This is a genomic window from Paraburkholderia sp. BGA-UO-ETr-F21 (assembly GCF_059567925.1).
Genome location: NZ_JCAQOY010000005.1, coordinates 386,540 through 400,166, shown reverse-complemented (window position 1 = coordinate 400,166; position 13,627 = coordinate 386,540). Strand labels below are relative to the sequence as shown.

Annotated in this window: 11 protein-coding genes; all 11 read right to left on the bottom strand. The window is 63.8% G+C overall.

Annotated features, from left to right (window positions below; translation table 11 throughout):
• Positions 1-63: 63 nt before the first annotated feature.
• Entirely contained in the window at positions 64-861 is a 798-nt protein-coding gene (locus AC57B1_RS03280; protein WP_091797181.1) for an FAD binding domain-containing protein, read from the bottom strand.
• Positions 862-883: 22 nt separating this feature from the next.
• Positions 884-3,265 carry a xanthine dehydrogenase family protein molybdopterin-binding subunit gene (locus tag AC57B1_RS03275; RefSeq protein ID WP_408479365.1) on the bottom strand — a complete coding sequence of 794 codons (2,382 nt, stop codon included), beginning with the start codon at positions 3,263-3,265 and terminating at the stop codon, positions 884-886.
• Positions 3,266-3,275: 10 nt separating this feature from the next.
• Positions 3,276-3,806 (bottom strand): (2Fe-2S)-binding protein, encoded by a 531-nt coding sequence (locus AC57B1_RS03270; RefSeq protein WP_496416554.1) that lies wholly within the window; start codon positions 3,804-3,806, stop codon positions 3,276-3,278.
• A 913-nt stretch (positions 3,807-4,719) separates the two neighbouring features.
• Positions 4,720-6,111 (bottom strand): branched-chain amino acid transporter BcaP, encoded by a 1,392-nt coding sequence (gene bcaP / locus AC57B1_RS03265; RefSeq protein ID WP_496416553.1) that lies wholly within the window; start codon positions 6,109-6,111, stop codon positions 4,720-4,722.
• 295 nt (positions 6,112-6,406) lie between these two features.
• Positions 6,407-7,063 (bottom strand): response regulator transcription factor RqpR, encoded by a 657-nt coding sequence (gene rqpR, locus AC57B1_RS03260; RefSeq protein WP_496416552.1) that lies wholly within the window; start codon positions 7,061-7,063, stop codon positions 6,407-6,409.
• 10 nt (positions 7,064-7,073) lie between these two features.
• Entirely contained in the window at positions 7,074-7,934 is an 861-nt protein-coding gene (locus AC57B1_RS03255; RefSeq protein WP_496416551.1) for a sensor histidine kinase, read from the bottom strand.
• Between the two features lie 444 nt (positions 7,935-8,378).
• The gene (locus AC57B1_RS03250; RefSeq protein WP_091797169.1) at positions 8,379-9,149 is read right to left on the bottom strand and encodes a ferredoxin--NADP reductase; all 771 of its coding nucleotides are present in this window, start codon (positions 9,147-9,149) and stop codon (positions 8,379-8,381) included.
• A gap of 156 nt (positions 9,150-9,305) precedes the next feature.
• Positions 9,306-9,527 carry a hypothetical protein gene (locus tag AC57B1_RS03245; RefSeq protein ID WP_496416550.1) on the bottom strand — a complete coding sequence of 74 codons (222 nt, stop codon included), beginning with the start codon at positions 9,525-9,527 and terminating at the stop codon, positions 9,306-9,308.
• A gap of 295 nt (positions 9,528-9,822) precedes the next feature.
• Positions 9,823-10,782, bottom strand: coding sequence for an ABC transporter permease (locus AC57B1_RS03240; protein ID WP_091797167.1), 960 nt, complete (start codon positions 10,780-10,782; stop codon positions 9,823-9,825).
• 30 nt (positions 10,783-10,812) lie between these two features.
• A complete protein-coding gene (locus AC57B1_RS03235; RefSeq protein WP_091800883.1) occupies positions 10,813-11,784 on the bottom strand; it encodes an ABC transporter permease in 972 nt (323 codons plus the stop codon).
• Positions 11,785-11,839: 55 nt separating this feature from the next.
• Positions 11,840-13,414 (bottom strand): sugar ABC transporter ATP-binding protein, encoded by a 1,575-nt coding sequence (locus AC57B1_RS03230; protein WP_496416776.1) that lies wholly within the window; start codon positions 13,412-13,414, stop codon positions 11,840-11,842.
• Between the last annotated feature and the right edge of the window lie 213 nt (positions 13,415-13,627).

Below are 13,627 nucleotides of genomic sequence, written 5' to 3'. Positions count from 1 at the left end.
AGCGAATGCGGCTGACGTGCCCGTGCGAGCGCAGGCACGTCAGCCGCGAGCAGCGATGAGCAGCTAAGCGTTCGCCTTCGTCACCGCGCGCGCGGCCAGCACCGGAATCAGGTGCGCGCGGTATTCGGCGCTCGCGTGCATGTCGGTGTTCAGGTCGGCGGCCGACACAGTCACCGCGCGTGCAGCCTCGGGCGTGAAGTTCGCCGACAGCGCGCTTTCCAGTTCAGGCACACGAAACACCGAAGACGCCGCGCCCGTCACCGCGACGCGCACACCGCTCGCAAACTTCGCGACGAATACGCCGACCAACGCGAAGTGCGAAGCGGGATTGCGGAATTTCTCGTACGCCGCGCGCTCCGGCACTGGAAACTCCACGGCGACGATCAGCTCGTCGGGCGCCAACGCCGTCTCATACATGCCGACGAAAAAGTCGCTCGACGCAATGCGCCGTCGGTCCGTCACGATCGTCGCGTCCAACGCCATGGCAGCGGCCGGATAACAGGCGGCCGGATCGTTGTTGGCGAGCGAGCCGCCTATCGTGCCGAGCGCGCGCACCTGGCGATCGCCGATATGCGCGGCGAGATCCGCGAGCGCCGGGGATACGCGCCGCAGTTCCGCGTGATCCGCGACGTCCGCATGGCATACGGCGGCGCCGATCGTCACCGTTTTTCCGTCGACGGTGATCGACTTGAGCGCGGGAATGCGTGTCACGTCGATCAATTGTGACGGCTGCGCGAGACGCAGACGCATGGTGGGCAGCAGGCTTTGGCCGCCGGCCAGAAACTTCGCGTCGCTGTCGGCGGTGAGGAGGGCGGCGGCCGCTTTGGGATCCGTCGCGCGTTGATACTCGAATGAATACATGTCGAATGCTCCGCTCAGGATCTCAATGGGGTTGCTTGGCCGCGTGAATCGCGGACCACACGCGATGCGGCGTCGCCGGCATTTGCAGGTCGGTCACGCCGAGCGGCGCGAGCGCGTCGAGGATCGCGTTGATCACCGCCGGCGGCGAGCCGATCGCGCCCGCTTCGCCGCAGCCTTTCACCCCGAGCGGATTGTGCGTGCACGGTGTGCCCTTGGCGGTTTCGACGGTGAAGTTCGGCAGATCGGACGCATGCGGCATTGCGTAATCCATGTACGAGCCGGACAGCAACTGGCCGCTCTCGTTGTCGTATACGCAGCGCTCCAGCATCGCCTGGCCAATGCCCTGAGCGAGCCCGCCATGCACCTGACCTTCGACGATCATCGGATTGATCACGTTGCCGAAGTCGTCCACTGCGGTGAACTGCTGGATGCGGCACACGCCTGTCTCCGGATCGACTTCGATCTCGCAGATGTACGCGCCCGATGGATAGGTGAAGTTGGTCGGATCGTAGAACGCGCTTTCTTCAAGGCCTGGTTCGAGTACGTCGAGCGGATAGTTGTGCGGCACGTACGCGGCGAGCGAAATCTCGGCAAACGCCTTGGTGCGATCCGTGCCCGCGACGCGGAATACGCCGTCCTTGAACTCGATGTCTTCTGCCGCGGCTTCGAGCAGGTGTGCGGCGATCTTCTTCGCTTTGGTCTCGATCTTGTCGAGCGCCTTCATGATTGCCGAGCCGCCGACCGCGATCGAGCGCGAGCCGTACGTGCCCATGCCGAACGGAATGCGGCCGGTGTCGCCGTGGACGATCTCGACACTTTCCAGCGCAATGCCGAGCCGGTCGGCCACCACTTGCGCGAAGGTTGTCTCGTGTCCCTGCCCGTGACTATGCGAACCTGTGAACACGGTGACCGAACCGGTGGGATGGACGCGAATCTGACCGACTTCGAACAGCCCGGCCCGCGCGCCCAATGCGCCCGCGATATTCGACGGGGCGAGACCGCAGGCTTCGATGTAGCACGAATAGCCGAGGCCGCGCAGCTTGCCGTTCTTTTCGGATTCCTGTTTGCGCGCGGCGAAGCCTTTGACGTCCGCGAGTTCGAGCGAACGCGCGAGGATCGTCTCGTAGTCGCCGGTGTCGTAAGTGAGGCCGACGGGCGTCGCGTACGGAAACTCGCGGATGAAATTGCGGCGGCGAATCTCCGCCGGATCGAGCTTCATTTCGCGCGCGGCGGTTTCGACGAGGCGCTCCACGACATATGTCGCTTCGGGGCGGCCCGCGCCGCGATAGGCATCCACGGGAACGGTGTTGGTGAACACCGCTTTCACTTCCGCGTAGATCGCGGGCGTGGCGTACTGACCCGCGAGCAGCGTCGCGTACAGAATGGTCGGCACGCTCGACGCGAACGTGGACAGATACGCGCCCATGTTGGCGGTCGTATGGATGCGCATGCCGAGGAACCTGCCGTCCGCGTCCAGCGCCAGTTCGGCTTTGGTCACGTGATCGCGGCCGTGCGCGTCGGAGACGAACGCTTCCGAGCGCTCGGCCGTCCACTTGACCGGGCGGCGGATTTTCTTCGACGCCCAGGTGAGCGCGACGTCTTCGGCATACAGGAAGATCTTCGATCCGAAGCCGCCGCCCACGTCCGGCGCGATCACACGCAATTTCGATTCCGGTAGCGAGAGCACGAATGCGGCCATCAGCAGGCGCTCCACGTGCGGATTCTGATTCGCGACGTAGAGCGTGTAGCTGTCGTCCTGCACCGAATAGCTCGCGTTGACCGCGCGCGGTTCGATTGCGTTCGGAATGAGCCGGTTGTTGACGATGTCGAGCGTGGTGACGTGCGCGGCTTTGGCGAAGGCGGCGTCGGTTGCGGCTTTGTCGCCGTGGCCCCAGTTGTAGCAGACGTTGTCCGGGACTTCGTCGTGAACCGCGGGCTGGCCGGCGTCCGCTGCATGCGCGGTGTCCACCACGGCGGGCAGCACGTCGTAGTCGACTTCGATCAATTCGGCGGCGTCTTTCGCGGCCTTGATCGAATCGGCGATCACGAGTGCGACCTGGTCGCCGACGTGACGCACTTTCGTATGCGCGATGATCGGATGCGGCGGCTCGTTCATCGGTTTGCCGTCGGTGCTGTGAATCAGCCAGCCGCACGGCAGCCCGCCGACGTTGTCGGCCGCCATGTCCGCGCCGGTGAAGATCGCGACCACGCCGGGCGACTGTTTGGCCGCGGCGGTATCGATGCTGTTGATCTTCGCGTGCGCGTAGGGCGAGCGCAGGAACACGGCGTAGGTTTGCTGGGGCAAGACGATGTCGTCGGTGTACTGGCCGTTGCCGGTCAGGAACCGATAGTCTTCCTTACGTTCGACGGAAGCGCCGATCAGATGGGTTTCGGGTGCGTTCATCGTCGGCTCCTCAGGCAGTGGCCGGTGCGTTGGCTTGCGCGGCGGCGTTGGCGGCGGCGTTGGCCGTGCCGGCGGACTTCATGCCCTCGGCGCCTTCGAGCACTGCCTTGACGATGTTGTGATACCCCGTACAGCGGCACAGATTGCCGTCGAGTTGGGCGCGCACGTCGTCGCCGGTGAGATTCGGCTGGCGCTGCACGAGCGAAACCGCGCTCATCACCATGCCGGGGGTGCAGAAGCCGCATTGCAGTCCGTGGCAGTGTTTGAAGGCTGCCTGCATGGGATGCAGCGCACCGTCTTTGGCGAGTCCTTCGATGGTGGTGATCTCCGCGCCTTCGGCTTGCACTGCGAGGATGTTGCAGGCTTTGATCGCGCGTCCGTTCAGATGGACAGTGCATGCGCCGCACTGGGCCGTATCACAGCCGACGTGCGTGCCGGTGAGCCGGAGTTGATCGCGAAGGAACTGGACTAGCAGGGTGCCAGGGTCGATTGAGGCGCTGATGGGCGCGCCATTCACCGTCAGACTGATGCTGATCGCCATGAAGTTGTCTCCTTATGGGGTGAGACCGGACCTTCCGTTTTGTTGTTCGCCTTCAGCTGCCTGTTCGTGGGTCCGATGAGGGTGCTGCGGTTTTTTTATGGGGCTGCCGAAAAGTAAAGCACAAATTGGGCTGGGGCGCTATGAGGGGTTTTTTGTCTGCTCGGCGGGTTGTGGTGGGTTCTTTCGGGTTTTGGCCTTTCCTTGAATTCCTGGTGGTCTATTGGCGTTGCCCCTGTGCGGGGCGGCACTTACTTTCTTTGCATGCCGCAAAGAAAGTAAGCAAAGAAAGCGGCTTCACACCGCCAGCCCATAAGCGGGTCCCCTGGCTTGGAGGAGGTAGTGGTGCATCTGGAATCCGTGCTCTCGCACATTCGGCGTCAGTGACAAGGCCGTCATCCTTCCCGCCTCGCGCTCCGCGCGCGACGGAACGGTTCGCTTCAGGAGGCTTCGTTTGTGCATTGCGGGAGCCGTCGGCTTCGCCTCGGCGTGACGCCTTAATGGGCCGTGGTCTTGGAGACGCTACTGACCCAAGTCATGGCCTGAAATTTGAGGAGCGCCGCTGACGCAACAGACGGCAACCGCTGAGAAATGCCGCGGGCGCGCGCCCCGACTGGCGGTTGTTGAAGTACCGCGACGGCGCGCGGAGCGCCGCCGGAAGAATGACTGCCTTGTCACTGGGGCGGAATGTGCGAGGGCACGGATTCCAGATGCACCACCACCTGCTCCAAGCCGGGGGACCCGCTTATGGGCTGGCGGTGTAAAGCCGCTTTCTTTGCTTACTTTCTTTGCGGCAAGCAAAGAAAGTGAGTGCCGCCCCGCACAGGGGCAACGCTAATAAACCACAAGCAAAACAAGGAAAGGCCAAAACCCGAAACAACCCACCCACAACCCGCCGAGCAGGCAAGAACCCCAATCACTTGCTCAACTTCGAATGCCTCCGCGAATACCCAAAATAAATAACCAACCCGATGAGCAACCAAACAACAAAAGCCACCCAAGTAACAGCCTGAAGATTAACCATCAAAAACAGACAGGACGCAACAGCCAGCACCGGCACAACCGGCACCCCAGGACACCGAAACGCCCTCGGCAATTCAGGATGCGTTTTCCGCAAAACGAGAACCGCAATCGACACCATCGAAAACGCGGCCAACGTGCCGATATTGATCAGCTCAGCCAACACGTTCAACGGCACCAGCGCCCCGATCAGCCCAAAGAAGATCCCGACGAGCCACGTAGTAAAAAACGGCGTAGCAAACCGCGGATGCACGCGCGAAAGCCGCGCAGGCAACAAACCATCGCGCGACATGGCGAAAATGACCCGCGTCTGGCCATAAGCCATTACGAGAATCACGGTCAACATACCCAGCACGGCGCCGAGATCGATAAAACCCGCGACCCACTTTTGACCCGCCACCTGCAACGCATACGACACCGGGTGCGAAATATTCGCAAACTGCGCCGACGGCACAATGCCGGTGACGACAGCCGCCACCGCCACGTACAACACTGCACAAACGCCCAGCGACGCGATGATCCCGATCGGCAGATCGCGCTTCGGATCCTTCACCTCTTCCGCCGCGGACGACACCGAGTCGAATCCGATGAACGCGAAGAACATCACCGCCGCCGCGCCGAACACGCCGTTCCAGCCGTTCGGCATGAACGGATGCCAGTTGGGCGGCGTCACGTGAAATACGCCCACGCCGATCACCAGCAACACCACGACCACCTTGATCGCGACCATGACGTTGTTGATCCGCGCCGACTCGCGCACACCTACCGACAACAGCGCGGTGATCGCCATCATCACGAGGAACGCGGGCAGGTTGAAGAGCGTATCGTGGCCGGGCAATGCACCCGGCGCCGCCGTCAGCGCAACCGGCAACGAGACGCCGAAGCCCGACAGCAAAGATTGCAGATAACCCGACCAGCCCACCGATACCGCGGAGGTGGCGAGCCCGTATTCGAGCATCAAGTCCCAGCCGATGATCCACGCGGCCAGTTCGCCGAGCGTCGCATACGAGTAGGTGTAGATGGACCCCGCCACCGGAATCGTCGAGGCGAATTCGGCGTAGGCGAGCGCGGCGAAACCGCAGGCGATCGCCGCGATCAGGAACGAGATCATCAGCGCCGGGCCGGCCTGCACGGCGCCCGTGCCGGTCAGCACGAAAATGCCGGTGCCGATAATGGCGCCGACCCCGAGGAAGGTCAGATCGAGCGCGCCGAGCGCTTTCTTCAGGCCGGCGTTCTGAGCACTTGCGGCGATCATGTGCTCGACGCTCTTCTTGCGAAACAGGGACATTGGCGGGGGTCTCCAGTAGTGCACGCGTGTTGCGCGCCGAATGTCGGGAAACCCACGATTTTAACGGATACGTTCCGCGCCCCATTCCGGCACGGGCATTTTGCGTCATAGGCGCGGGGCTGAAAATTCCCGGCAGGCCAGGCTCGTGCGGCATGTTCGTCGGCTGCGCGGCCATTGGCCGCAAAGCTTTCGCTCGATGCTCTGCCAATCGGGAGGAATCGCTCTCTCGCAATCTCATCATGCGAGCGTGCGAGCTATTCAGCGCGCACTGAGCAATGCAGGCGGCAAGAGGCCGTCAGCCCGCCATAGCGGGATTCAGATCGATGAGCCGGTTGCTCATCACGTAGAAGGTCAATTCGGCGTTATTGCGCAGCTTCATCTTCTCGAGCAGGCGGGTGCGGTACACGCTGACCGTTTTCACCGACAGTGAGAGCGCCACGGCGATATCCGTCAGGCGCTTGCCCGAGGCGAGCATGCACAGCGTCTGATATTCGCGGTCCGAGAGCTTTTCGTGCGGCAACTGTTCGCCGTCGAAGGAAACGTAGTCGGCGAGCGCCTCGGCCATCGCCGGGCTCACGTATTTGCGGCCTGCCGCGACCTGCTGGATCGCGCCGATCATCTGCGCGGCGTCGACGGTTTTCGACAGGTAGCCGGCGGCGCCTGCTTTCAGGGCGCGCACGGCGTATTGGTCCTCGCGATACATCGAGAACATCAGCACGGCCACGCGCGGCGCTTTGCGCTTCATACGCTTGAGCACTTCGACGCCGTTCATGTCGGGCAGCGAAATGTCGAGCAGCACCACGTCGAAGCTGAATCGGGCGACGGCGTCGAGCGCTTCGGCGCCGCTTTGAGCTTCGGTCACGTCGCGCGCCACGCCGCGGTCGAGCAGCAGCTGACGGACGCCCTGGCGCACCACGGCGTGGTCGTCGACGAGCAGAATGCGCAAGCTCATGACGGCGTGCTCACGATTGCAGCGCCTGCCGCCGGGCGCGCGGCGCATCCGCCAGCATGGCGTCCCAGGCAAAACGCGCCCGAACGAGGGTGCCGCGCGACGGCATGCCGTTGCCGCTGTCGCCGCGCCCCGTAGCGGCACGGCGTGCGCTTACGCGCAGCGTGCCGTCGAAGGCCGCGCAACGCGCCTGCATGCTGCTCAGGCCGAAATGGCCGCGGCGGCTGCGGGCGTTATGCGTGATGCCGCTGCCGTCATCGACGACGATCAGCGTGAGGTGACGGCGGCTGGTCTCGATCCGCACGTCCGCGGATTCGGCGCGCGCGTGCTTGGCAATGTTGTTCAGTGCTTCCTGCGCGACGCGGAATACGGCCAGCGCGGCGTCGGCGGGCAGGCGGGTGAGGCGCACATCGGCGGCGCAGACGAAGCTTGTGCGCAGTTGCGTGCGAGCGGCGAAGTCGCCGGTCCAGTGAGCTAACGCGCCGACAATGCCTGCTTCGAGCGATGGTGCATGCAGTTCCGCGACAGCCTGGCGGCTGGCTTCGCAAACGGCGTCGAGCGAGCGGTTGGCCACGGCGAGCGCGGCGGAACATTGCGGCGCTGCATCGGCGGGCAGCCAGGTTTCGACGCCGGCAAGCGCAAAACGCGTCGCCGTCAGTTCGGCGCCTACGCCGTCGTGCAGCTCGCGCGCCACGTGGCGGCAAGCGGCTTCCTGCGCCTGCACGAGTTCGGCCGAGAGTTCACGGACCCGGGTGCGCAACCGTGCGATTTCCTGTTCGACCGAGGTAGACGGCGTAGCGGACGCGTCGAACCCTTCACGTTCCGGTGACGCAGGAAGATGGGCGGCGAACGGGACGACAGTCGACGTATCCATGACCTTCGTTCTCAGAAAGCCGTACGGACGGCGGAGCGGGTGCGCATCGGCGGCGCGAAGACGAAAGAACGCATACGGGTCTCAGGCCTCCAGGTGCAAGACGTCGCGCTCAGGACGCAACGGGCGAATCGCTAACAGTATGACGTAACGAAATTTACATTCAGTAACATGGCGCTTAGGCCATGCAGCCGCGTCAATTCGACTGATGATGCGCCGCGATGATATCTCATAAAAAGAAAAAAAGCAGTTGCAGCAAGGCTTGGCGGCCCGATTTCAAGCAAGGGTTGATCATTCGCAACACTGCTTTTGTAGGAAGAATACCGACAACGAATGTTAGATCGTCGGCGCCGATTTGTAACGTGAAAATAAAAAAGGAGCCCGAAGGCTCCTTTTCGCTGATTTTGCGGCGCGAGCCGCAAAAATCGTAACGCAGTGGAAGGTAACTTAGCCGACGAAGGCCTTTTCAACCACGTAATGACCCGGCGCGTTGTTGCTGCCTTCCTGGAAGCCCAGGTCGTCCAGCAGCTTGCGCGTGTCGCGCAGCATGTGCGGGCTGCCGCACAGCATGATCCGGTCGTTTTCGAGCGAGAAGCCCGGCACGCCGAGGTCGGCGAACAGCTTTTCGGTTTCGATCAGTTCGGTGATCCGGCCGCGGTTCTGGAACGCTTCACGCGTGACGGTCGGGTAGTACAGCAGCTTTTCCTGAACCAGCTCGCCCAGGTGCTCGTGCGCCGGCAGGTGGTCCGTGATGTATTCCTTGTACGCCAGTTCGTCGACGAAACGGCAGGTGTGGGTGAGCACCACGCGCTCGTAGCGGTCGTAAATGTCCGGATCCTTGATGATCGACATGAACGGCGCGAGGCCCGTGCCGGTGGACAGCAGCCACAGCGTCTTGCCCGGCAGCAGGTTGTCGGCCACCAGCGTGCCGACCGGCTTCTTGCCGATCAGAACCTCGTCACCGACCTTCAGATGCTGCAAACGGGACGTAAGCGGGCCGTCCTGCACCTTGATGCTCAGGAATTCGAGGTGCTCTTCGTAGTTCGCACTCGCGAGGCTGTAGGCGCGGATCAGCGGCTTGCCGTCGACTTCGAGGCCCACCATCGTGAACTGACCGTTTTCGAAACGGAACGACGGATCGCGCGTGCAGGTGAAGCTGAAAAGCGTATCGGTCCAGTGATGGACGCTCAGGACGGTTTGTGGATTCAGGTTGCTCATGGCTTCTTGGATAGTGCGAAAACAAAGGCGGCCAGTCGTTTTGAGCCGGCCGGCACGGCAAGGGCGATGCTGCGCTAACCCATATGGGAATCACGCGCAATCCGCTATTTTACCGCGCCCGCTGCCGGAAGGCTGCGGCGCGGCGGTTGAGCGTGGTCAAGCGGATGACCGGACCCGGAAGCGTCGGCGCCGGTTGTCGGTAAAACCGGGCGCCGCGAAGTACGTTGGCAGGGCTGCGGCCGCGCTTCGGCAAGGTACGGCGATGGGCGAAAAAACCGCGCATGGCGGCGCCATCGGCTGTCCGGCATGCGCCGGATAGGCGCGCCGCGCGGGCAACATTTTCAGGATGATACCGAAACCCGCCATGCGCTGCAGCATTGACCCTGCTGATAAAACTGGCAAGAGCGGCGCGAACGGTGGGCGGATGGCTGGCGGCGAGACGTACGGTGTGCGCGTGGCGGTGTTTTCATCCGATCCGCGCCGACCTTGTCAGGGTTGGTACACAAAGAGGGGCAAATCGTCGCTAGATACGTCTGAATCCAAATTGGAATAAGGCTTTCCGCATGTGCCGATTTGATTACTCCGAAACGCTCAAAGTAGGCGCGAGCGGCAGCAAACCTGAACCGCCGCCCTTCGCTCCGTATCGATCGGCGCGACCCCGTGAATGCGCCGCTCACGCCGGCGCCGCGACCCGTTTTTTCCCGCGTTGCTTCAGCACACGAGCCTGCAACACGATCACGAGCAGCAGGAACACGCCCCGAATCACGGACTGCCAGTACGCCGACAAGCTGATGAAACCCAGCCCGTTTTCGAAGTTCAGCAGGTTGAACACCAGGCCGAGCAGCAATACGCCGGCAATCGTCATCGCAATCGAGCCTTCGCCGCCCGTGAGCAACGTGCCGCCGAGCACGACCGCCGAGATCGCGAACAGCTCCCAGCCGACGCCTTCGTTGGGTTGTCCCGCGCCGAATTGGGCGGCGAGGATCACGCCCGCCATGCCGGCGAGCAGGCCGCTCACCGCATAGGCCATCACTAGCGTGCGGTCGACGTTCAGGCCCATGAGCCGCGCGGCTTCCTCGCTGCCGCCGATCGCCAGCGAATGCCGCCCGAAGCGCGTGCTGCGCAGCGCGAGCCAGCCGGCCAGCGCCGCCGCCACGGCGACGATGCCCGGAATCGGCAGCCCGAACAGATCGCCCTGACCGAAGTTGCCGAAGTTCGAGTCGGCGGAAATCGACACCGCATCGTTCTTGCCGAGCAGCAGCGCGACGCCGTGCGCACCGAGGCTCGTCGCGAGCGTGACGATGAACGGCAGGATTTTCAGGCGCGTGATGATCAGTCCGTTCAGCACGCCGACCGTGAGTCCCGCGGCGCAGCCCGCCAGCACGGCGACCCAGCCGCCGTACACGCTGGTCAGCGCGGCAACGACGCTTGCCAGCGCGGCCACCGTCCCCACCGACAGATCAATGCCGCCGGTGATGATCACGAACGCCATGCCCACCGAGATCAGCGCGAACATCGAGTTGTAGCGCCAGAACGACGTGATGTTGTACGCCGAGCCGAAATGCTCGTAGCGCACGAGGCCGAAGATCACGAGGGCGGCCAGCGCGAGCAGGATAGGAAGATTCTTTTTCATCGTATCGAGTCCGGGAATGTCTCTGCCGCGTTAGCGCGAGCGCCGCTGCACATAAACGGCGGCGACGATAATGCCGGCCTTGACCACCAGCGCCGCCGCGTCGGGAATGCCGTGCGCGAGCAGCGTATAGCGCAGCAACTGGATGATCAGCGCGCCGATCAGCGTGCCGCCGATATAGGCCTTGCCGCCCGTCAACGCCGTGCCGCCGACGGCCACCGCCGCGATCGCGTCGAGCTCGACGCCGAGTCCGACCACGTTGGCATCGGAGGACGAATTCACCGAGATCGAGATCAGCCCCGCCAGCCCCGCGAGCGCCGCGCACAGCGTGTAGGCGATCAGCTTCACGGTGGCGGTCGGCACGCCGCACAGATAAGCGGCCTTTTCGTTGCCGCCGGTAATCAGCAGATACTGGCCGAACAGCGTCTTGCGCACGACCCACACGAACACGGCGACCAGCGCCAGCATCAGCAGCACCTGGAACGGCACGCCCGCGACCTTGCCGAGCGCGATCCACTGAAAGGCGGGCGTGCTGAACGCCTGCAGGCTGCCGTCGGTGACGACCTGCGCGATGCCGCGTCCGGCGATGAACAGCACCAGCGTCGCGACAATCGGCTGGACGGATAACCTCGTCACGAGGAAGCCATTGAAGACGCCGCACAACGCGGCGGCCAGAACCGGCAGCACGAACGCGAGCGCAATCCCGGTGGGGCCGGCAATGTTCAGGAACAGCATTGGCGCCAGCGCGCCGGAGATCGCCATCGACGCGCCGACCGACAGATCGATGCCGCCGGTCGCCACTACCAGCGTCATGCCGATGCCGACGATCACGATCGTCACCACCTGCGTCATGTTGACGTTGAAGGTTTGCAGCGACCAGAAGTGCGGCGTGAAGAACAGGTTGAACAGCACCATCGCGAGCAGGACGATGACTTCGCGCTGCATAGCGAGGTGGCGCCATTTACGCACGCTCGTGGCCGGTGTGGCGCGCGGCGCGGCCGTCATCTGCTGGGCGGTTTCGCCGAGCCGCGGCTCGGTATGCAACGTTTCAGTGTGCAACTTAAGCGCCATGACGGTCGCCCTCCAACGCGTCTTCGATATGTGCGGCGTTTGCCGTTTGCGCGGCTTCGGCCAGTTGCGAATGGCCGTCGCTGCCGTAGGCAATGGCGTCCATGATCGCGGTCTCGCTCATGTCGGCGCCGTTCAGTTCGGCGACCGTGCGGCCGTCGCGAATCACCACCGCGCGATCGGCCACGGCGGTCAGCTCTTCGAGCTCGGAGGCGGACAGCAGCACGGCGAGACCCGCGTCGCGCAATTCGCGCACGATCTTCGCCACGTCCGCTTTGGCGCCCACGTCGATACCGCGCGTCGGTTCGTCGAGCAGCAACAGCGACGGCTCGGCGGCCAGCCAGCGCGCCAGTAGCACCTTCTGCTGATTGCCGCCGGACAGTTCGCGTATCGGCTGATCCGGCGAACGCAGCTTGATACCGAGCGACGCGATGAAGCGATCGACGATCGCCTGCTGTTTCTTCACGTCGACCACGCCGTTTTTCGCCAGCGTGCGCAGACAGACGAGCGTGAGGTTGTCGCGCACGGAGAGTTCGGGGACGATGCCTTCGGCCTTGCGGTCTTCGGTGAGATAGGCGAGGCCACGCGAGATCGCGTCCTGCGGAGATTTCAGCGCCACGCTTTCACCGCGGATCGCGAGCGACCCTTGCTCCAGCGGATCGGCGCCGAACATCAGCCGCATGGTTTCCGTGCGGCCCGAGCCGAGCAGTCCCGCGAGACCCACTGCCTCGCCGGCGTGCACTTCGAGCGAGACGTCGCTCACCTTCGGATGCGCGCTCAACTGCGTCGCTGCGATCATCTGCTTGCCGCGCCGCGCGAGGTTCGCTTCGCGTGCCGCGGTGCCGTCCTGCACGACGGCGGCGAGCGTGCGGCCGAGCATCGTCGTGACGAGTTGCAGTTTGTCCATCTCCGCCATCGTGCTTTGCGCGACCGTCTGGCCGTCGCGCATGACGGTGACACGGTCGCACAGCGCGTACAGTTCGTCGAGCCGGTGCGACACGAAAATCACCGCGCGGCCGTCGTCGCGCAGCTTGCGCACCACGGTGAACAGCAACTCCACTTCGCGTTCGTCGAGCGACGAGGTGGACTCATCCATGATGACCATCTTCGCGTCCGACGACACCGCGCGTGCGAGCGCCACCATCTGCTGGATCGCGGTCGAATAGCGGCCGACGGGTTTCTTCACATCGATCTGCAAGCCGAACGATTCGAGCAGCGCGGCGGCGCGTTGCTGCACCGCGCGCCAGTCGATCAGGCCGAAACGGCGCGGCTCGCGGCCGAGGAAAATGTTTTCCGCCACCGAGCGGAACGGCACCAGATTGATCTCCTGATAGATCGTGCTGATGCCGGCTTCGCGCGCCTCTTTGGGCGTGCGGAAATCGACCTCGCGGCCTTCGAAGCGCACGCTGCCCGAGCCGCGCCGATAGGCGCCTGTCAGGATCTTGATCATGGTCGATTTGCCCGCGCCGTTCTGACCGATCAGCGCATGCACTTCGCCGGCGGCGACGCTCAGGTTGGCGCCGCGCAATGCGGGCACGCCGCCGAAGCTGATGCCGATGTCCTGCATCTCGAGCAGCGGCGAACGGGTAAGGGGGGAGTGTGGCGTCTCTTTGCCGGATTCCGTCACGGGTGTCCTCCTGATGCGGGTGCTGCCTTGATTTGCCGCGTGCGCGCCATGCCGTGCACGTGCGGGCCGGTGCGGCCCTTCGTTTGGGCTCTTATGCGGGTCGTGGCGTCGAACCACGGTACGACGCATAAAAGCGAAGCGACGGCTCGTGCT

Excerpts from the sequence above, each read along its gene's own strand:
- AC57B1_RS03250 (WP_091797169.1), bottom strand. The coding sequence starts at position 9,149 with ATGAGCAACCTGAATCCACAAACCGTCCTGAGCGTCCATCACTGGACC.
- AC57B1_RS03255 (WP_496416551.1), bottom strand. The coding sequence starts at position 7,934 with ATGGATACGTCGACTGTCGTCCCGTTCGCCGCCCATCTTCCTGCGTCA.
- AC57B1_RS03270 (WP_496416554.1), bottom strand. The coding sequence starts at position 3,806 with ATGGCGATCAGCATCAGTCTGACGGTGAATGGCGCGCCCATCAGCGCC.
- AC57B1_RS03245 (WP_496416550.1), bottom strand. The coding sequence starts at position 9,527 with ATGCTGCAGCGCATGGCGGGTTTCGGTATCATCCTGAAAATGTTGCCC.
- rqpR (WP_496416552.1), bottom strand. The coding sequence starts at position 7,063 with ATGAGCTTGCGCATTCTGCTCGTCGACGACCACGCCGTGGTGCGCCAG.
- AC57B1_RS03240 (WP_091797167.1), bottom strand. The coding sequence starts at position 10,782 with ATGAAAAAGAATCTTCCTATCCTGCTCGCGCTGGCCGCCCTCGTGATC.
- bcaP (WP_496416553.1), bottom strand. The coding sequence starts at position 6,111 with ATGTCCCTGTTTCGCAAGAAGAGCGTCGAGCACATGATCGCCGCAAGT.
- AC57B1_RS03275 (WP_408479365.1), bottom strand. The coding sequence starts at position 3,265 with ATGAACGCACCCGAAACCCATCTGATCGGCGCTTCCGTCGAACGTAAG.
- AC57B1_RS03230 (WP_496416776.1), bottom strand. The coding sequence starts at position 13,414 with ATGCAGGACATCGGCATCAGCTTCGGCGGCGTGCCCGCATTGCGCGGC.
- AC57B1_RS03280 (WP_091797181.1), bottom strand. The coding sequence starts at position 861 with ATGTATTCATTCGAGTATCAACGCGCGACGGATCCCAAAGCGGCCGCC.
- AC57B1_RS03235 (WP_091800883.1), bottom strand. The coding sequence starts at position 11,784 with ATGACGGCCGCGCCGCGCGCCACACCGGCCACGAGCGTGCGTAAATGG.